Origin of the sequence: Cytobacillus oceanisediminis, assembly GCF_007830235.1 — a bacterium.
Lineage (GTDB): Bacteria > Bacillota > Bacilli > Bacillales > Cytobacillaceae > Cytobacillus > Cytobacillus oceanisediminis.
Map to the genome: position 1 here is coordinate 182,336 of NZ_VLKI01000003.1, position 18,310 is coordinate 200,645.

At 40.7% G+C, this 18,310-nt stretch carries 20 protein-coding genes; 18 read left to right on the forward strand and 2 right to left on the reverse strand.

Annotated features, from left to right (window positions below; translation table 11 throughout):
* The first annotated feature begins 39 nt into the window (after positions 1–39).
* Together IQ19_RS07380 and IQ19_RS07390 are read left to right on the forward strand one after the other, a co-directional pair.
* Positions 40–1,314, forward strand: a complete 1,275-nt coding sequence (locus IQ19_RS07380) for a Glu/Leu/Phe/Val family dehydrogenase (RefSeq protein ID WP_144541511.1) — start codon at positions 40–42, stop codon at positions 1,312–1,314.
* 370 nt (positions 1,315–1,684) lie between these two features.
* Positions 1,685–2,665, forward strand: a complete 981-nt coding sequence (locus IQ19_RS07390) for a YpdA family putative bacillithiol disulfide reductase (protein WP_144541513.1) — start codon at positions 1,685–1,687, stop codon at positions 2,663–2,665.
* A gap of 60 nt (positions 2,666–2,725) precedes the next feature.
* Here the strand turns inward: IQ19_RS07390 and IQ19_RS07395 are convergent, their stop codons facing one another.
* Positions 2,726–3,694, reverse strand: a complete 969-nt coding sequence (locus IQ19_RS07395) for an asparaginase (protein ID WP_144541515.1) — start codon at positions 3,692–3,694, stop codon at positions 2,726–2,728.
* A 155-nt stretch (positions 3,695–3,849) separates the two neighbouring features.
* Here IQ19_RS07395 and prsW point away from each other — a divergent pair, with 155 nt between their 5' ends.
* The 9 genes from prsW to fni all read left to right on the forward strand — a co-directional run bounded on the left by prsW (position 3,850) and on the right by fni (position 12,217).
* On the forward strand, positions 3,850–4,539 hold the full coding sequence (gene prsW, locus IQ19_RS07400; RefSeq protein WP_144541517.1) for a glutamic-type intramembrane protease PrsW: 690 nt from the start codon (positions 3,850–3,852) through the stop codon (positions 4,537–4,539).
* 259 nt (positions 4,540–4,798) lie between these two features.
* Positions 4,799–5,629 carry a spore cortex-lytic enzyme gene (sleB, locus tag IQ19_RS07405; RefSeq protein ID WP_144541519.1) on the forward strand — a complete coding sequence of 277 codons (831 nt, stop codon included), beginning with the start codon at positions 4,799–4,801 and terminating at the stop codon, positions 5,627–5,629.
* Between the two features lie 14 nt (positions 5,630–5,643).
* Positions 5,644–6,993: a germination protein YpeB gene (gene ypeB, locus IQ19_RS07410; protein WP_144541521.1), complete on the forward strand. Its 1,350-nt coding sequence runs from the start codon at positions 5,644–5,646 to the stop codon at positions 6,991–6,993.
* Between the two features lie 144 nt (positions 6,994–7,137).
* Positions 7,138–7,797, forward strand: a complete 660-nt coding sequence (locus tag IQ19_RS07415; RefSeq protein WP_144541523.1) for a flagellar brake protein — start codon at positions 7,138–7,140, stop codon at positions 7,795–7,797.
* Positions 7,798–7,886: 89 nt separating this feature from the next.
* Positions 7,887–8,072 (forward strand): YpfB family protein, encoded by a 186-nt coding sequence (locus IQ19_RS07420; RefSeq protein WP_394137267.1) that lies wholly within the window; start codon positions 7,887–7,889, stop codon positions 8,070–8,072.
* A gap of 397 nt (positions 8,073–8,469) precedes the next feature.
* The gene (gene cmk / locus IQ19_RS07425) at positions 8,470–9,150 is read left to right on the forward strand and encodes a (d)CMP kinase (protein ID WP_144541525.1); all 681 of its coding nucleotides are present in this window, start codon (positions 8,470–8,472) and stop codon (positions 9,148–9,150) included.
* Positions 9,147–9,728 carry a lysophospholipid acyltransferase family protein gene (locus IQ19_RS07430; RefSeq protein ID WP_144541527.1) on the forward strand — a complete coding sequence of 194 codons (582 nt, stop codon included), beginning with the start codon at positions 9,147–9,149 and terminating at the stop codon, positions 9,726–9,728. The genes cmk and IQ19_RS07430 overlap by 4 nt, the downstream gene beginning before the upstream one ends.
* 275 nt (positions 9,729–10,003) lie before the next feature.
* The gene (gene rpsA, locus IQ19_RS07435) at positions 10,004–11,143 is read left to right on the forward strand and encodes a 30S ribosomal protein S1 (protein ID WP_144541529.1); all 1,140 of its coding nucleotides are present in this window, start codon (positions 10,004–10,006) and stop codon (positions 11,141–11,143) included.
* A 12-nt stretch (positions 11,144–11,155) separates the two neighbouring features.
* Positions 11,156–12,217: a type 2 isopentenyl-diphosphate Delta-isomerase gene (fni, locus tag IQ19_RS07440; RefSeq protein WP_144541531.1), complete on the forward strand. Its 1,062-nt coding sequence runs from the start codon at positions 11,156–11,158 to the stop codon at positions 12,215–12,217.
* Between the two features lie 45 nt (positions 12,218–12,262).
* On the opposite strand, the gene IQ19_RS07445 is transcribed toward fni, so the two are convergent.
* Positions 12,263–12,406, reverse strand: coding sequence for a YpzI family protein (locus IQ19_RS07445; RefSeq protein ID WP_144541533.1), 144 nt, complete (start codon positions 12,404–12,406; stop codon positions 12,263–12,265).
* Positions 12,407–12,557: 151 nt separating this feature from the next.
* Between IQ19_RS07445 and IQ19_RS07450 the strand changes: the two genes are divergently transcribed.
* The 7 genes from IQ19_RS07450 to IQ19_RS07480 all read left to right on the forward strand — a co-directional run bounded on the left by IQ19_RS07450 (position 12,558) and on the right by IQ19_RS07480 (position 18,186).
* The gene (locus tag IQ19_RS07450) at positions 12,558–13,166 is read left to right on the forward strand and encodes a YphA family membrane protein (protein WP_144541535.1); all 609 of its coding nucleotides are present in this window, start codon (positions 12,558–12,560) and stop codon (positions 13,164–13,166) included.
* Positions 13,163–14,050 carry a YIEGIA family protein gene (locus IQ19_RS07455; RefSeq protein WP_144541537.1) on the forward strand — a complete coding sequence of 296 codons (888 nt, stop codon included), beginning with the start codon at positions 13,163–13,165 and terminating at the stop codon, positions 14,048–14,050. The genes IQ19_RS07450 and IQ19_RS07455 overlap by 4 nt, the downstream gene beginning before the upstream one ends.
* A 5-nt stretch (positions 14,051–14,055) precedes the next feature.
* Positions 14,056–14,241, forward strand: a complete 186-nt coding sequence (locus IQ19_RS07460; RefSeq protein ID WP_144541540.1) for a capping complex subunit for YIEGIA — start codon at positions 14,056–14,058, stop codon at positions 14,239–14,241.
* A 244-nt stretch (positions 14,242–14,485) separates the two neighbouring features.
* Positions 14,486–15,796 (forward strand): ribosome biogenesis GTPase Der, encoded by a 1,311-nt coding sequence (der, locus tag IQ19_RS07465; RefSeq protein ID WP_144541542.1) that lies wholly within the window; start codon positions 14,486–14,488, stop codon positions 15,794–15,796.
* A 143-nt stretch (positions 15,797–15,939) separates the two neighbouring features.
* On the forward strand, positions 15,940–17,010 hold the full coding sequence (locus tag IQ19_RS07470; RefSeq protein WP_144541544.1) for an NAD(P)H-dependent glycerol-3-phosphate dehydrogenase: 1,071 nt from the start codon (positions 15,940–15,942) through the stop codon (positions 17,008–17,010).
* Between the two features lie 233 nt (positions 17,011–17,243).
* Complete coding sequence (locus IQ19_RS07475) at positions 17,244–17,447, forward strand: DUF2768 domain-containing protein (RefSeq protein WP_144541546.1); 204 nt, start codon at positions 17,244–17,246, stop codon at positions 17,445–17,447.
* A gap of 25 nt (positions 17,448–17,472) precedes the next feature.
* Positions 17,473–18,186, forward strand: a complete 714-nt coding sequence (locus IQ19_RS07480; RefSeq protein WP_144541548.1) for a hypothetical protein — start codon at positions 17,473–17,475, stop codon at positions 18,184–18,186.
* The last annotated feature ends 124 nt before the right edge of the window (positions 18,187–18,310 follow it).

Below are 18,310 nucleotides of genomic sequence, written 5' to 3' on the forward strand. Positions count from 1 at the left end.
GGACAACTAATGAAAGTGATTTTTCTAGGAGGTTTACAAATGGTAGCCGAGAAAGGTACTGATTCAAATAAAGCTGAAAAACTAGATGTTTTAAAGTCGACACAAACTGTCATACATAAAGCTTTGGAAAAGCTGGGATATCCAGATGAAGTATATGAACTTCTAAAAGAGCCAATTCGTATGATGACAGTGAAAATTCCTGTACGGATGGATGACGGAACAGTAAAAGTCTTTACTGGCTACCGGGCCCAGCATAATGATGCTGTTGGTCCTACTAAAGGCGGAATTCGTTTTCACCCGAATGTAACTGAAAAGGAAGTAAAGGCACTGTCTATTTGGATGAGCTTAAAATGCGGAATTGTCGATCTTCCATACGGAGGGGGCAAAGGCGGGATTGTCTGTGATCCACGGGATATGTCCTTTGGAGAATTAGAACGGTTAAGCCGGGGATATGTACGCGCCATCAGCCAAATTGTTGGCCCTACTAAAGATATTCCAGCACCTGATGTTTTTACGAACTCCCAAATTATGGCGTGGATGATGGATGAATACAGCCGGATTGATGAATTTAACTCTCCTGGTTTCATTACAGGTAAACCTCTTGTACTTGGCGGTTCCCATGGCAGGGAATCTGCAACAGCTAAAGGCGTTACGATATGTATCCGTGAAGCTGCAAAGAAAAAAGGCATCAATTTGGAAGGTGCAAGAGTTGTAGTGCAGGGTTTTGGAAATGCAGGCAGCTTCTTGTCAAAATTCATGCATGATGCTGGTGCGAAGGTTGTCGGCATTTCGGATGCATATGGCGGTTTGTACGATCCAAACGGCCTTGATATTGACTATCTTCTTGATCGCCGTGACAGCTTTGGTACTGTAACTAAACTCTTTAATGATACAATTACAAATAAAGAGCTGCTTGAACTTGAGTGCGATATCCTTGTTCCTGCTGCTATTGAAAACCAGATAACAGAAGAAAATGCCCATAACATCAGAGCTGGCATCGTAGTGGAAGCTGCCAATGGGCCAACTACCCTTCAAGCAACGCAAATCCTCACAGAGAGAGGGATTTTACTTGTTCCTGATGTATTGGCATCCGCCGGAGGAGTAACGGTTTCTTACTTTGAATGGGTACAGAATAATCAGGGCTACTACTGGACTGAAGAAGAAGTGGAAGAAAAGCTAGAGAAGGTAATGGTTAAATCATTCGATAATATCTACCAGACAGCCCAGACACGCAGAGTGGATATGCGTTTAGCTGCTTACATGGTTGGTGTGCGGAAAATGGCAGAAGCCTCAAGATTCCGCGGCTGGATTTAAGAATAGAATTATAGTACATGGAAGTAAGACATTTGAATAATCATAAAAAATCTCCTATCATAGACTGATGGGAGATTTTTTTAAGGAAAGGCTATGTTAAAGCTCATTGTTGATTTTGGCACCCTATTGATTGGAGTGGCAGGTACGAGATCCTCGAGAATGCATTCGCATTTCCTTCATGCGGTGTTTATTCAAGGAAGCTGGTTCAATGTCCTGCGGGAGGCCCCGCAGGCGTTCATGTCGAGGAGGCTGCCGGACCGCCCGCGTACGCTGAGTGCCTGGAGCGGAAATCAACAGGCAGCCAAAGGAAAAATAAAGATGAAAGCAAGCATTGCCTTCTTTTGGTCGTGAACTAAGGAGTGAGAACATCTTGACTATAGACGCAATTATTGTTGGGGGTGGCCCGTGCGGATTGGCAGCAGCCATAGCCCTTCAGGAAATGGGGAAAAATCCGCTTGTCATCGAAAAAGGGAATATTGTAAATGCGATTTACAACTATCCAACACACCAAACTTTTTTCAGTACCAGTGAAAAGCTTGAAATAGGTGGAGTACCCTTTATTACAGAAGAATATAAGCCAAAAAGAAATCAGGCGCTTACTTATTACAGAGAAGTTGTGAAAAGAAAAGGCATTAAGATTAACGCGTATGAAAAAGTATTGGAGATAGCCAAAAAGGATGAGGGAGCCTTTGGAGTTAAAACCGATAAGGGCCACTATGCTGCAAAGTATGTAGTGATCGCTACAGGCTATTATGATCATCCAAATTTTATGGGTGTCCCAGGTGAAGATTTGCCGAAGGTTTACCATTATTTTAAAGAAGCCCATCCTTATTTTGATAAGGACGTAGCTGTCATAGGCGGAAAAAACTCCAGTGTGGATGCCGCAATTGAATTGGTTAAAGCTGGAGCCAGAGTAACAGTCATCTATAGGGGGAAAGACTATTCCCCGAGCATAAAGCCTTGGATTTTACCGGAGTTTGAAGCATTAGTCCGCAATGGGACTATTAAGATGGAATTTAATGCTCATGTGAAAGAAATTAGCGAAGATAAACTGACTTACACGAAAGAAAATCAGCAATATGAAATAAAAAATGATTTTGTGTTTGCGATGACAGGCTATCATCCTGATCATGGTTTTTTAAAAAATATGGGGATTCAGATTGATGAAGAAACAGGCCGCCCTCTTTTCGACCCGGAAACAATGGAAACAAATAATCAAGGTATCTTTATTGCAGGTGTTATAGCAGCCGGCAATAACGCTAACGAAATCTTTATAGAAAATGGCCGTTTCCACGGCGGTTTAATAGCCCAGGCCATTAAGAAAAAAGAGAATAGAGAAAAAAAAGGCTGACCCTTGCTTGGGATCAGCCTTTTTAAAATTAAAACACAAATTGGTCATTTTCGCTTTGGTTTAAAGTTGAAAAATCTTTTCAATGCTTTGCTCGCTTTCGAGTCCGATCAGCAGCTTAATCCTGGCTTTTTGTCCGTTAAGGCCATTGGAAAAGATGATGCCCATTTCTTTAAGATGCTTCCCGCCTCCATCATAACCGTATACATCCTGGGCAATTCCATTAAAGCTTCTGGATACAAGGACAATGGGGATCTTTTTCTCGGTAAGTGCTTTAATACCCTGAATAGTAGCAGGAGGGAGGTTGCCTTGTCCAAGTGCTTCAATGACTAATCCGTCGACATCCAAATCTCTAATCGCCAAAAGCAGAGAGGAATCCATCCCAGCGTGGGCCTTTATAAGGATGACACGTTTGGAAACAACTTTAATCGGATAATATTCTCTTTTTGTTGGTGCATGGTGGAATAATACGCCCCGTTTTGTGACGATTCCAATGGGGCCGTATTGCGGGCTTTGGAATGTTGAAACATTGCTGGTATGTGTCTTGGTGACATTCTCAGCAGTATGGATTTCATCATTTAACACAACGAGGACACCCTTGTCTTTAGCTTCGTTACAAACAGCAACCCTGATGGAAGAGATAAGATTATACAAACCATCAGAACCAATTTCGTTGCTGGACCTCATCGCACCGGTAACAACAATTGGCAGAGACGTCTTAACAGTTAAGTCCAAAAAGTAGGCCGTTTCTTCCAGGGTATCGGTTCCATGTGTAATAACGACTCCGCATATATCTCCTTTTGCCATGTATCCTTCAATAATTTCTTTCAGTTTAAGCATTTCCTTTGGTGTTATATGAGGTGAAGGAAGATGGAAAGGTTCTTCAATCAATAATTCAGCCAGAGATAAAAGTTCCTTTGTCTTTTCAGTTAAAGGATTGTAATCTGTTGGTTTTACAGAGCCTGTTGCGGCATCCTCACTCATTGAAATGGTGCCGCCGGTATGAATAACAAGAATTTTTTTCTTCTCCATATTAATCCCCCGAATAATTGCATTTTTGTCTTTCTAATAGCATGAAAAATAAAAGGTGATCAAAGGCATTTCTTTTTTCCAAAATTTGAATAATCATTTAAATTCTCTCTATATCATGATACGATTAAGAAAACAGATTGAAAAGAGGACAGCTCATGCTGGGTATATTATCTGCGGGCATCGCCCCTGGATTGGCATTATTAAGCTATTTTTATTTAAAAGATCAATATGAGTCTGAGCCTATCTCAATGGTATTTAAAACCTTTTTGTTTGGTGCTTTGCTCGTATTCCCCATCATGTTTATCCAATATGTTCTTGAAACGGAAAGTGTACTCCAATCAAGCCTGCTGGATGCTTTTCTTTCTTCCAGTCTTCTTGAGGAATTTTTTAAGTGGTTTATATTGTTCTATACGATCTATCAGCATATAACCTTTGATGAGCCTTATGATGGCATTGTATATGGTGCTTCTGTCTCACTTGGCTTTGCTACTGCGGAAAATATCTTTTATCTGCTAGCTCTGGGAGTCGAGCATGCAATTGGAAGGGCTCTGCTCCCTGTTTCCAGCCATGCTCTTTTTGGTGTCATCATGGGCTATTATATAGGAAAAGGAAAATTCACGGCAACTGCTACTAAAAAATGGATAGCCCTTTCGCTATTTGTACCCTTCCTGCTTCATGGCATTTACGACTACATCTTAATTTCCCTTGAACATTGGATTTATATCATGTTCCCATTTATGATCTTCCTTTGGTGGCTTGGCCTTAGAAAGGTTAAGAAAGCAAGGGAACACAGTGTCAATCATATTGATAATCAATTGGATTTCCAGAAAACTCTCCATTCCTGATGGAGAGTTTTTTATTTTTAAGAATAAGAAAGAACTTCGATAACTTTCTAGCTCCATAAGTAACGGCTTCACCAGAATTTCCTTCGCACGACGGAAGCGGGAGCAATTACGAGGAGGGGCTATTGGCTTGAGGGGCTTGTCGCCGATAGGCGGGCAACTTGCCTATTATTATAAAAACCCTGAAGTTATTGAATAAAAAACCAAAGACTACAAAAAATAGGGTCAATGATAAAAGATTGACTTTTGGAGGTTATAATCCATGAAAAAGAACTTTTTGGCAGCGAAGGTTTTACTCATAATCTCCCTTTGTGTCCTGGCTATTCCCATGATCGGAAGTGTGGATAAAGCAAGCGCATTTTCCAATCAGGTTATCCAGCACGGAGCGGTAGGGGATGATGTTATTGAACTCCAATCCCGCCTGCAGTATTTGGGATTTTACAATGGAAAGATTGATGGTGTCTTTGGATGGGGAACCTATTGGGCATTAAGGAACTTCCAGTATGAGTTTGGGCTTCCGATTGACGGGCTGGCAGGCCAGGAAACAAAGAATAAGCTCGTAAAGGCATCACAATATAATAAACAATATGTTAAAGAACAGATTAATAAAGGAAATAAATTTACCCACTATGGCGGTGTGAATTTGGAACAGCAGAAAAAGCCTCAAGGGGGAACCGCAGCTCCTCAGCAACAGGAAAAGCCGAAGCAGCCAACTGCAACAAACATGCCCAATGGCTTTTCTGAAAATGACATTCAGCTAATGGCCAACGCTGTATATGGTGAAGCCAGGGGCGAACCATATACAGGCCAGGTGGCAGTAGCAGCGGTTATTTTAAACCGTGTAAACAGTGCAACATTTCCAAATACAGTTTCAGGTGTAATATTTGAACCGCGGGCTTTCACGGCAGTTGCTGACGGACAAATATGGCTGACGCCAAATGAAAAAGCAAAGGAAGCTGTCCTTGATGCCATTAATGGCTGGGATCCAACCGGAAGCGCACTTTATTATTTCAATCCTGATACCGCGACAAGCGGCTGGATCTGGACACGGCCGCAAATCAAGCGAATTGGCAAGCACATATTCTGTAAATAGAGGGGTGAAGAACTATGCTTAGAGGAATTCTAATTGTTGTACTTGCGTTGGGTGTCGCCGGCACTGCGTTTTGGGGATATCAGGAACATCGCGAGAAAAATGCAATTCTTATTAATGCTGAAAACAATTATCAAAGGGCATTCCATGATTTAACTTACCAGATGGACCTTTTGCACGATAGAATCGGAACTACTTTGGCGATGAACTCCAGATCCTCTTTATCGCCGGAATTGGCAGAGGTTTGGAGGTTAACCTCAGAAGCCCACTCAGACGTAGGCCAGCTGCCGCTTGCGCTGCTTCCGTTCAATAAAACAGAAGAATTCCTGTCCAATATCGGCGATTTCAGTTATCGTACAGCAGTAAGAGATTTGGAGAAGGAACCTTTAACGGAAAAAGAGTATCAAACGCTAAAGAAACTCTATACTCAGTCTGCAGATATTCAACAGGATCTGCGGAAGGTCCAGCATATGGTGCTGGAAAAGAATTTGCGCTGGATGGATGTTGAAATGGCGCTGGCTTCCAATCAGGAGGCCGCTGACAATACGATCATCGATGGATTTAAAACTGTGGAAAAAACAGTTGAAGGTTATGGAGAAACAGACTTTGGCCCTGCTTTTGTAAATATGCAGAAGAAAGATGAGAATTTTAAATATTTAAAGGGCGATGAAATTTCAGAGGATGAAGCTGCCCGCATAGCAAAGAAATACGCAGCGCTTGGAAATAATGTGAATATTAAAGTTACCGAAAACGGCAAAGGGTCGGACTACGGTTTTTTCAGTGTAAGCGTACAAAATAAGAAAACTAAAGAAGAAGCAGACATGGATATCACGAAAAAGGGCGGCTACCCGATTTGGTTCATACTGGACCGTGAAGTAGCACAGCAAAAAATTAGCCTTAATGAAGCAAGCAACAATGCAATTAGATTCCTAAAAGAAAATGGATTCCAGGGTCTTGATTTATTTGAAAGCGCGCAATATGACAAGCTTGGGGTGTTTACCTTTGTTTCCAATCAAAATGGGGTAAGAATCTATCCGGATGCCATTCGTGTGAAAGTGGCATTGGATAATGGCAAGATGGCTGCTTTTTCGGCAGAGGATTATTTAAAGTCCCATCACCAGAGGGATATTCCAGAACCTGCAATTTCCAAGGAAGAGGCAAGAGCAAAAATTAATCCCCAGGTAAAAGTCATGGAAGACAGGCGGGCAGTTATCATAAATGATCTTAATCAGGAAGTTTCCTGCTATGAATTCCTTGGCACAATGGGTGAAGATACCTACAGGATTTATATTAATGCTGAAACAGGCCAAGAAGAGAAAGTAGAAAAGCTCAAAAATGCTGAACCAATTTATGAAGATGTTGTGTAGAGAAAGCCGAAGAGGCTTTCTCTTTTTTATTTACTAATGGGTCTTTTTGCTCATTTTTATGTAAATTGCTGTTGCACGACTGTTTTAAAGCATGTCATAATTAAATGACAAGATTATCCTTTTGAATAGGGAAGTGTAGCCAGCATGATGAAAATTGGAGAAGTACTAATATTGGAGCTGAAATATACTGATAAATCAGAGAAATATAAATGCAAGCTTGTCGAGAGGAAAGAAAGTAACCTTTATATTGATTATCCCATTAATCAGGAAACGAAAAAGACTGCTTTCCTGCTGGACGGAACTCAGCTAAAAGTAACTTTTGTCGCAGCTGATGGCTCCGTTTACCTTTTTGAAAGTGAAGTCCTTGGCAGGGTGAAGATTAAAATTCCTATGATGGTCATTTCATATCCAGGGAATGAACATTTAATGAAGGTTCAGCGCCGCCAGTTTGTCAGGATTGAAACGTCTGTTGACATAGCAGTTCACCCGGTAATGGACGAATTTACACCGTTTGTGTCTGTTACAGATGATATCAGCGCAGGAGGTGCCGCAATTATTGCAGGCAAATCCTGTTCGTTAAAAGCAAATATGCAAATACATACTTATTTTGTATTGCCTATGCAAAATGGTGAATCTCATTATTTGAAGGTAAAAAGCAAAGTAATAAGAATCTCGGAAATTAGTAATGGAAAGTCCATAATTTCTGTTCAGTTTTTGGATATTAGTCCCCAAGACCGGCAATTGCTGCTGCGCTTTTGCTTTGACAGGCAATTGGCCATGAAGAAAAAAGGGCTTGAAATTTAAAGGGATGGGAATATTTTTAATGCACTGCTCTCATAATAGATGAAGAAGTCAAATAGACTTGAACGTATTTTTAACTATGGAGAGATGCAATGATGAAAACGATAGAGAGGGTTCTTTTAAAATTAATCATTGTGCAGTTTATTTTTTTGCTGATTACTCAATTATTCTTTCATCATATGAATGCGTTTCCTGAATTAAAGCAGCTGACACAATATGAGGGTGTTACAGACCAGAATTTTACTGAGCTGCTGGAAACGTTCAAGGAAAATTACTAGCAGGCAGCCGCCTGCTTATTTTTTATTTTTAGGCTATATTAAAGCTCATTGTTGATTTTAGCACTCTGTTGATTGGAGCGGAAGGAGCGAGATCCTCGGAGATTCATTCGCATTTCCTTTGTGCGGTTTTATTCGAGGATGCTTATTCAATGTCCTGCGGGGGAAGCGAGTCAAAGGAAGACCCCGCATGCTTATTGTTTTAGGAGCGTTGGACCTCCCGCGGTTCGCTGAGCTTCCCTGAGCGGAAATCAACAGACATGTTTAACATATCCTATTTTTAAGAGAATGGTTAATGGTAAAAAAGCTGTATAATATGACCTGAAATCGACTTATTATGTTAAAATAAAGCTGAAGGAACCTGGCTTAAAGAACCTGGCCAGGCAGTACAGGAGGAACTATGAACAGACAAATATCGATAGCAATAGATGGGCCTGCTGCTGCTGGCAAAAGTACAGTAGCCAAGATTGTGGCAGAAAAATTATCATACATATACATTGATACGGGAGCCATGTATCGTGCCTTGACATATAAAGCCATTCAACAGCAGGCGAGCATTGAAGATGAAGCAGCATTGATGGAAATACTGAACAGTACCACTATCGATTTGCAGCCTGGCACAGAAGGGCAATTAATCTATTTGGACGGACAGGATGTGACCAATCAAATCAGGTCATCAGAAGTTACAAATTCCGTTTCGATTGTTTCAAGGCATAAGCTTGTAAGAGAAGAAATGGTATTAAGACAGCAAAGCTTCGCCCAAAATGGAGGAGTGGTAATGGACGGCCGGGATATCGGGACACATGTCCTTCCTTTAGCGGAAGTAAAAATATTCCTTTTGGCTTCAGTCGATGAAAGAGCGATTCGCCGCCATACTGAGAATGTTCAAAAGGGTTTTCCATCGGACCTTGAAAAGCTGAAGAAAGAAATTTCTCTGAGGGATAGGCTCGATTCAGAGCGCGAAGTTGCTCCATTAAAGAAAGCAGAAGATGCTGTAGAAATTGATACGACCTCATTATCAATTGTACAGGTGGTAGAAAAAATAATGGACCTGGCCTATGAAAGGATCGGATCAAAGTGAACCTCTATTCTTTTGCTAAAGCAGTCGTTTACGGTGCATTAAAACCAGTTTACAGATTCGAAGTGATCGGAAGGGAGCACTTTCCTTCTGATGGCGGTGTACTTCTATGTTCCAACCATATTGATAATCTGGATCCTCCCGTTGTAGGCATTAATGCTCCTCGGCCTGTGCACTTTATGGCCAAGGAAGAGCTTTTTAAAGTACCTGGTCTTGGTACAATCTTGCCCCATCTTAATGCTTTTCCCGTCAAAAGGGGAATGAGTGACAGGGAAGCTCTTAGAAAAGGCCTTGGAACCTTAAAAGAAGGAAAGGTTTTAGGGCTGTTTCCAGAGGGTACTAGAAGCAAGACGGGGCAATTGGGGAAGGGGCTTGCCGGTGCTGGATTCTTTGCCCTTAGATCCGAAGCGCATGTTGTGCCATGTGCTATCATTGGCCCATATAAAGCCTTCTCCAAGCTGAAAGTAGTTTATGGAAAGCCTATTGAGATGAAAGAGCTTAGGGAACGGAAAGCATCAGCTGAAGAAACGACCGAATTCATCATGGCAGAAATCCGTAAATTAATTGAGGAAAATTCCTAACCCTTCTTGCTTGACAAAAAACTTCTTTTGTAAGAAGTTAGTAAAAAGGCATTTTTTAAAAAGGCGAGAATATTCGAAAAAATAAAGAGGCTGTCCTTTGCTGACGATTCTCAAATTAGGGCAGAAAAGAGACATTCAACACAGTTGAAAAATAGCCTGCATTAAAAAGCCATTCGAGTATTTCTGCTGCTGACACAGGGTTCTTGCCTGGATGGCAGGCAGTTGAATACAAATTAAAAATTTGAAAGCAGCCATTGGATTAAGGAGGAATACATATGTCAGAGGAAATGAACCAAGTAGAAGTCAAAAATTTTGAGGTTGGTGACAAGGTAAAGGGCCAGGTTACCAAAGTAGAAGAAAAGCAAGTCATTATTGACATTGCTGACAGCAAGCTGGATGGTATTATTCCGATCAGTGAGCTTTCAAGCCTTCATATTGAAAAAGCAAGTGATGCTGTTTCTGAAGGGGATGAGCTTGAGCTTGAAGTGTTAAAAGTGGAGGAAGAAGCACTTATTCTTTCTAAACGTAAAGTAGACGCAGAAAAGTCCTGGGAAACACTTGAGAAGAAATTCAATGAAGGCGAAGTCTTTGAAGCTGAAATCAAAGATGTTGTAAAAGGTGGATTAGTTGTAGACTTGGGTGTGCGCGGATTTGTTCCTGCTTCCCTTGTAGAAGCTCATTTTGTTGAAGACTTTACTGATTATAAAGGCAAAACAATGACATTTAAAATTGTGGAGCTGGATAAAGAAAAGAATCGCCTGATTCTTTCCCATCGAGCTGTTATTGAAGAGGAAAAAGGCAAGCAAAAGCATCAGGTGCTTGAATCCCTTCAGGCAGGTCAGGTTCTGGATGGAACAGTCCAAAGAATCACAGACTTTGGCGCTTTCGTAGATATTGGAGGAATTGATGGCCTAGTCCATATTTCCCAGCTATCCTATGAGCATGTGGAAAAACCTTCCGATGTTGTAGAAGAAGGGCAAAAGGTTAAAGTTAAAGTATTAAGCGTGGATCGCGATAATGAGCGGATTTCCTTATCTATTAAAGAAACGCTGCCTGGGCCTTGGGATAATATCCGTGAAAAGGCACCTAAAGGAAGCACGCTTGATGGTACAGTTAAGAGACTTGTCTCATACGGTGCATTTGTTGAAGTTTTCCCTGGAGTAGAAGGACTTGTCCATATTTCGCAAATTGCCCATAAGCATATCGGCACCCCTCATGAAGTATTGAGCGAGGGACAGGAAGTGCAAGTAAAGGTACTTGATGTAAATGAGCAGGATCAGCGCCTGTCATTGAGCATTAAAGACCTTCAGGAAAAAGAAAATGAAGAAGTGACTGATTATGAACTTCCTGAGGAAACGAAGGGTTTCCAGCTAGGCGAAATGATTGGGGATCAGTTAAAGAATTTAAAAAAGTAATGGTGATAACTTGTGTCTAGATCAAAACGAAAATGGGATCACATTCAGTATGCTTTGGCAACAGGCCAGAGAAGCCTTACTGGTTTCGAGGATGTAGCCTTTATCCACCAAAGTCTTCCTGATACTTTTCTGCATCAGGCTGATTTAGGCACTTCAGTTGGCGAACTTTCATTAAGTTCGCCAATTTTTATAAATGCGATGACTGGCGGCGGTGGAGATAGAACAATCAAAATAAACCGGGACCTTGCGTCTGCTGCCAAGGCAACAGGCTTGGCAATGGCGGTAGGGTCTCAAATGTCCGCTCTGAAAGATCCGAATGAGATCGAATCATACAGGGTGGTTAGAAAAGAAAATCCCAAAGGAATCATCTTCGGCAATTTAGGCAGTGAAGCCACAATCGATCAGGCAAAAGCAGCTGTTGATATGATAGAGGCAAACGCATTGCAAATTCATTTAAATGTCGTTCAAGAATTGACCATGCCTGAAGGAGATAGGGAATTTCGTGGAGCATTGAAAAGGATTGAACAAATAGTTTTGCATTCTGAAGTTCCTGTGGTTGTGAAGGAAGTAGGATTCGGAATGAATAAAGAAACCGTATCGATGTTGGCCTCCATTGGCGTATCGGCTGTAGACGTTGGAGGTTTTGGCGGTACAAATTTTTCGCGCATTGAAAACGCAAGAAGAGAAAGGCTTTTAAGTTTCTTTGATGAATGGGGAATCCCCACTGCAGTATCCATTGCTGAAGCTGTCGTCCAAAAAGATGAAATCGCTGTAATTGCTTCTGGAGGCATTCAAACAAGCTTTGAAATAGCCAAAGCCCTTGCGCTGGGTGCCGGAGCTGCTGGCATGGCCGGTTATTTTTTAAAAGTTCTTATTAAAGAAGGACTTGAACCATTGATAGAAGAAATAAACATCATACATAATGAATTAAAAATGATTATGACTGCATTGGGCGCCTCGAATATCAGGCAGCTGCAGCAGGCTCCAGTAATTATTTCGGGAAAGACCCATCACTGGTTAAATGAACGAAACATTGATACAAAAGCATTCAGCCAGAGGATAATCCAAAAGTAAAGCTCTCGTCAAAGACGAGAGCTTTTTGTTGTCTAAAGATATATCTTAACTGTATTTTGAATCATTTAAGGATCTTGCTTCTTCGGCACTCTGCAGTTTGGAAGCTCCCGGGTAATGAAGCGCCTGATCGCGATCTGATTCCACTCGTCTGCTTTCCTTCAATTTTCTCTCCTGGCGGTCTTTGCCCATAATTACACACCTCCCTCTTCTTAAGATGAAGTCTGCTTTAAAAATTTATACAGAACAAAGGCATTATCATTGTATTCCATTAAACCTTTTGAACTGGCAGGGTTAAAGTACATATCAAAAAGCTATACTGGAAATGATAGGAGGGAAGAGGATGGAAGGGTTAATTTTTTATTGGGTTTCATGGATTTTTTGGGTTATGGCGACTTTCTTTCTAGACCGAAAAAATAAGAATAGGGCCAAATTTTCGGCCTGGCTTCTGCTATTAATCATTCTATCACCCTATACTTTTAAAGTTTTTAGTGTGGAAACAAGTACGGCGGGAGTTTTTTTAATGGGGACTTTATACATATTAGCAAGCAGGCTGGAAAGATTAAAAAGGGCTTATTTTCTATTTTGCGCCTTTATCATGATGATGGCATATGTGAGCTTTCATTTATTTGAACTGTTTGATCCTGTATGGGTAATATTTTCACGGAAGTGGATGCTGGCCTTTCTGCTTGTTTATATGGCTGTCCTCCTGCAGAAAAAAAGAGTGCTTCGCTTGCCTTTAATACTGCTTGGGGGAATTCAGGGTGAGGTTTTGTATGCTCTTATTCTTGGGCAATATTCTTTTCCTTATATAATCGGTTCTTTGGCATTCTTTGATATTATGGCCCTCTCGGCTTCAATTGTTGCTGCTTGGAGTGCAATGCAATGGACTGCTTCTTATTTTGAAACGAACTTCAAACATTTTGAAAGGGAGAAACAAAAATTATCATGAGTGAATATACATACCCAATACTTTTTGGACTTGCAGTAGGTACCTTGACTCGTGTTTATATGCTTAGAACAGATTACCGGCAATATCCTACCTATTTGCATGGGAAAATCATACACGTTGCATTGGGATTTATTGCAGCTGGATTAGGCACTGTTGCAATTCCTTCCATAATGGAAGAACAATTTACCGCTGTAACTTTTCTGACGCTTGCAGCCTCTCAATTCAGGGAAGTAAGAAATATGGAAAGAAATACATTGACTGAGCTGGACAGCTATGAATTGGTATCAAGAGGGAAAACATATATAGAAGGCATAGCAATTGCTTTTGAAAGCAGAAATTATCTTGTTATTTTCACATCCTTATTATGCACGCTTGGTTATCTGCTTTTTAATATTTTGGGCGGACTTGCAGCAGCTATAATAGCCGTTATTATTTCGAAATTGCTTATGACAGGAGGAAGGCTGAAGGATATTGTTGATGTGGAATATGTTGAGCCTCGTTTTGATGGTGCAGGTTTGTATGTGGATAACATTTATATAATGAATATTGGACTCCCAGAAAGACAGGAGGAGGTACTTAGATATGGGATGGGCTTCATTTTAAAGCCCAAAAACTTTAATGCCAGGTCAACCATAGCTAATCTCGGGCAAAGACAGGCCATTTTGCATGATGTTTCAACTGCTTTGGGAGTTTATCGTGACTCGGGAACACCGGCTCTTGTACCACTGGCGAAAAGAGACCTCGATGATGGACGCGTAGGGGTTTTTGTATTGCCGCAGGAAAAGGATATCGATAAAGCTCTAAAAATTATCGGAGCGGTTCCAACTCTTGAGAATGCAATTAGGATGCCGTCTGAAAGGCAAACGAATGGGAAAGGAAGTTAAGGCAAATGGTACTTGAAAAATACATACTTGCTGTTATTACAACAAATCCTTCCAAAGTACCTTCAGGAGCGGCAGTTTTTCATTGTGAAGATAAAAAAGAAATGGAGATCATAGCAGCCAATCTTGAAGCCATACTTGATGGAATTGCCCATGCTTTAACAGAAGAATTATACGTAATTGTTAAGCATTGAAGGTGTTTCCAAGTTTTTCATTGCTAGGAAGGTTTCTCTTTGTTAAAATATCTAAGTTAGACCCTTCTATCTTTGAGAAGGGTTTATTTTATAAATGTAAAGCGGTATAGATAGTGTGGCTTTAGAAAGTTTAAAACTAAATTAAGGACAGCCATCTTCACGCTTAAAAAAGGAATAGACATTTCTAGAACAAAAATAGGATGTTGAAGCATATTAAGAATAAAGAATTGAAAGGGTGATGTTCATGGCAAAACCGGTTGTGGCTATTGTCGGGCGTCCAAACGTTGGAAAATCAACGATATTTAACAGAATTGTAGGAGAACGGATATCAATTGTCGAAGATATTCCTGGAGTAACAAGGGATCGGATTTATAGTTCGGCTGAATGGCTGACACATGATTTTAATATTATCGACACAGGTGGAATCGATATTGGTGATGAGCCATTCCTGGAACAAATCCGGCTTCAGGCTGAGATTGCCATAGATGAAGCAGATGTGATCATTTTTCTTGTAAATGGCAGAGAAGGGGTTACAGCCGCAGACGAAGAAGTCGCAAAAATTTTATATAAAGCCAAAAAACCTGTTGTGCTGGGTGTAAATAAAATTGATAATCCGGAAATGAGAGATTTGATTTATGATTTTTATGCTCTTGGATTTGGGGAACCATTCCCTATTTCAGGATCGCACGGACTTGGGCTGGGGGACTTGCTGGATGAAGCAGCCAAACACTTTCCGAAACACGGACAGGGTGAATATGGTGAAGAAGTAATTAAGTTTTCATTAATCGGCCGTCCTAATGTCGGAAAATCGTCTTTAGTAAATGCCATCCTTGGGGAAGAGCGTGTTATTGTCAGCAACATCGCAGGAACCACAAGGGATGCAATTGACTCCCAGCTGAAGGTTGACGGCCAGGAATATGTCATTATCGATACTGCCGGAATGCGCAAAAAAGGAAAAGTTTATGAAACAACAGAAAAATACAGTGTTCTGCGGGCATTGCGGGCAATTGAGCGTTCAGATGTCGTTCTAGTAGTCATTGATGGAGAAGAAGGCATTATTGAACAGGATAAGCGTATTGCCGGGTATGCGCACGAAGCGGGAAGAGCGGTTGTTATTGTGGTAAACAAATGGGATGCTGTCGAAAAAGATGAAAAAACAATGAAAGCTTTTGAACAAAATATTCGAGATCATTTTCAATTCCTCGACTATGCACCTATTGTTTTCCTTTCTGCAAAAACGAAGAAGCGGATTCACACGCTTATCCCAATGATTAACACAGCGAGTGAAAATCATGCACTTCGTGTAGAGACAAGCGTGCTGAATGATGTCATCATGGATGCTGTAGCCATGAATCCGACACCTACAGATAAGGGAAGGCGATTAAGGATTTATTACACGACACAGGTGGCTGTGAAGCCGCCAACCTTTGTAGTATTTGTAAATGATCCCGAGCTTCTTCATTTCTCTTATGAACGTTTTCTTGAAAACAGGATAAGAGACGCTTTTGGTTTTGAAGGCACACCTATTAAGATATTTGCAAGGGAAAGAAAATAGCAGGAAGAGCAGATGTCTTTGTTTAAACAGAAAGCATAACATTAGGGAGTATATCGGTACCTGTTATATGATCATACTCCGTATTGCTGACTGAGCCGGATGGTGTTTTAAAACATCCAAATAAATTAAAAGGCAGTGATCAAATGGAGCGGAATAGAGAAAGTGTTGCAGTTGTAGGAGCGGGCAGCTGGGGGACAGCTTTGGCTATGGTCCTGGCCGATAATGGGCATGATGTTAGGCTTTGGGGCCATAATCCCGAGCAAATTGAAGAAATAAATACGCAGCATACCAATAAAAAATACTTATCAGAAATTCACCTGCCGGAAGAGATCAGAGGCTATTCATCACTTGAAGAGGCTTTACCCAGAACAGAAATCATGATATTGGCTGTACCGACAAAGGCAATTCGTGAAGTTCTCGGTAAAATTAGAGAAATCAGGACAGAGCCTATCACCATTGTTCATGTCAGCAAGGGAATTGAGCCAGACTCACTTTTGCGGATTTCAGAAATGATTGAGGAAGAAATGCCCGAAAACCTTTTGGATAGTGTTGTAGTGCTTTCAGGTCCAAGCCATGCTGAAGAAGTAAGCCTGCGGCATCCAACTACTGTTACAGTTTCTTCAAAAAATATGAAAGCTGCTGAGAAAATTCAGGACTTGTTTATTAATAACAATTTTAGAGTGTACACGAACCCAGATATTATTGGAGTAGAAATTGGCGGTGCCCTTAAAAACATTATTGCGCTTGCTGCAGGAATTACAGATGGTTTGGGGTATGGCGACAATGCAAAGGCTGCCCTAATAACAAGAGGGCTTGCAGAGATTGCCCGACTTGGCATGAAAATGGGGGCCAGTCCGCTTACCTTCTCCGGATTGGCTGGTATAGGCGACTTGATCGTTACATGTACATCAGTCCATTCGCGCAATTGGAGAGCTGGCAACCTTCTTGGAAAGGGGCATAACCTTCAGGAAGTACTTGATAATATGGGTATGGTTGTAGAAGGGGTAAGAACTACGAAAGCAGCCCATCAGCTTGCTAAAAAATATGATGTAAAAATGCCAATTACAAATGTTCTTTATGATGTCCTATTTAATAATGTTAATGCCAAGGATGCAGTTGATCTTTTGATGGGACGAGGAAAAACACACGAAATGGAAGACCTTGCAAATGTCCTGGAGGATCAAAGAGGAAGCAAAAATCAGGAAAATCTTTAATAATTGAAAAATATAGGCATTAGATGATGCGAGTTGGCAGGTTCCTGCATACAATGCAACGAAGCAAACTAGTGAAATGAACAGGGTGTTGGGTTATTTAGTCAACTGGCTGAGGTAAAGAATTGCCCCTTCTTTACCTCAGTTTTTTTATGCCTGAAAATTTGAAGAGGAAAAGCTTTTAGATTTTTCCCATTGGTATGTTATAATACTTTTCGGAAAAGGGAGTTGATTAAATGTCACCGGCTTTAATGAAAATGTGGATATCACTGGCTTCAATGGGATTTATGTTTTTATCTATAGTTCTGATTTATCTTAGCCGCTTTAAACTGAAAGCTGGGATATTGAAGCTTATTACGGCTATTATTGCTTATATTTTGATGATCATAAGCGGAATTATTATTGTTCTTGTCGTGTTCAGCGGCCCGACAAGCAGCTAGCTATATTACATAAAGGGTTGATTAGATGAGAAAAGCATGTAACACGTTCTTGCTTCTTTTGATTACAGGGATGGTCCTGACTGGCTGTATGTATCCTGAAGAGAAGCTATCCCAAAATCAGATAGCCTATAAGGACCAATTGCAGTCTGTCCAATCGGCAGTAGATCAGTATAGAGAAGATAATGGCGGGCTTCTTCCGATCAAGACAAAGGATCAGGCAACCCCGATTTATCAAAAGTATCCGATTGACTTTAAAAAGATTGCGCCTCAATATATGGCTGAGCCTCCTGGAAATGCATTTGAGTCTGGTGGCGTATTCCAATATGTGCTAGTTGATGCAGAAACGGACCCGAAAGTAAAAATATTCGATTTGAGAATCGCAGAAACGATCAGGGATATTAACCTGAGAATTAAAGCACATGGTTTCCCGCCTTACAAAGAACAAATTGCTGATAATGTTTTTACAATGGATTTTAAAAAATTAGGATTTAAAGAAGAGCCAAAAGCGCTTAGCCCATATAGCGGCCAAAACCTTCCGTTTGTAGTAACCGGCGATGCCGATGTATATGTTGATTACCGGATTGATCTTTATCAGGCCCTGAAGGAAAAGGAAAACAAGTATAAGCCTGGAGAAGATGTCAGGGATATACTAGTTGAAGATTCTGCTTTTGTTCCCTCCTATTCTTTGCCATATACAATAGATGCTGAAACAAATGAACCAATCTTTTTGGTGAAATAGTCATAACCTTTCTTCTGTAAAATATATTGTAGGAGAAGGGTTTTTTTTTATTATTTTTTTTATAAAGACACTCTTCAACCTGACCAATAGCATAAAGAAAAAGAAATAAAGCGTAAAGGGAGTT

Excerpts from the sequence above, each read along its gene's own strand:
- IQ19_RS07380 (WP_144541511.1), top strand. The coding sequence starts at position 40 with ATGGTAGCCGAGAAAGGTACTGATTCAAATAAAGCTGAAAAACTAGAT.
- IQ19_RS07395 (WP_144541515.1), bottom strand. The coding sequence starts at position 3,694 with ATGGAGAAGAAAAAAATTCTTGTTATTCATACCGGCGGCACCATTTCA.
- prsW (WP_144541517.1), top strand. The coding sequence starts at position 3,850 with ATGCTGGGTATATTATCTGCGGGCATCGCCCCTGGATTGGCATTATTA.
- sleB (WP_144541519.1), top strand. The coding sequence starts at position 4,799 with ATGAAAAAGAACTTTTTGGCAGCGAAGGTTTTACTCATAATCTCCCTT.
- ypeB (WP_144541521.1), top strand. The coding sequence starts at position 5,644 with ATGCTTAGAGGAATTCTAATTGTTGTACTTGCGTTGGGTGTCGCCGGC.
- IQ19_RS07415 (WP_144541523.1), top strand. The coding sequence starts at position 7,138 with ATGATGAAAATTGGAGAAGTACTAATATTGGAGCTGAAATATACTGAT.
- IQ19_RS07420 (WP_394137267.1), top strand. The coding sequence starts at position 7,887 with ATGATGAAAACGATAGAGAGGGTTCTTTTAAAATTAATCATTGTGCAG.
- cmk (WP_144541525.1), top strand. The coding sequence starts at position 8,470 with ATGAACAGACAAATATCGATAGCAATAGATGGGCCTGCTGCTGCTGGC.
- rpsA (WP_144541529.1), top strand. The coding sequence starts at position 10,004 with ATGTCAGAGGAAATGAACCAAGTAGAAGTCAAAAATTTTGAGGTTGGT.
- IQ19_RS07445 (WP_144541533.1), bottom strand. The coding sequence starts at position 12,406 with ATGGGCAAAGACCGCCAGGAGAGAAAATTGAAGGAAAGCAGACGAGTG.
- IQ19_RS07450 (WP_144541535.1), top strand. The coding sequence starts at position 12,558 with ATGGAAGGGTTAATTTTTTATTGGGTTTCATGGATTTTTTGGGTTATG.
- IQ19_RS07455 (WP_144541537.1), top strand. The coding sequence starts at position 13,163 with ATGAGTGAATATACATACCCAATACTTTTTGGACTTGCAGTAGGTACC.
- IQ19_RS07460 (WP_144541540.1), top strand. The coding sequence starts at position 14,056 with ATGGTACTTGAAAAATACATACTTGCTGTTATTACAACAAATCCTTCC.
- der (WP_144541542.1), top strand. The coding sequence starts at position 14,486 with ATGGCAAAACCGGTTGTGGCTATTGTCGGGCGTCCAAACGTTGGAAAA.
- IQ19_RS07470 (WP_144541544.1), top strand. The coding sequence starts at position 15,940 with ATGGAGCGGAATAGAGAAAGTGTTGCAGTTGTAGGAGCGGGCAGCTGG.
- IQ19_RS07475 (WP_144541546.1), top strand. The coding sequence starts at position 17,244 with ATGTCACCGGCTTTAATGAAAATGTGGATATCACTGGCTTCAATGGGA.
- IQ19_RS07480 (WP_144541548.1), top strand. The coding sequence starts at position 17,473 with ATGAGAAAAGCATGTAACACGTTCTTGCTTCTTTTGATTACAGGGATG.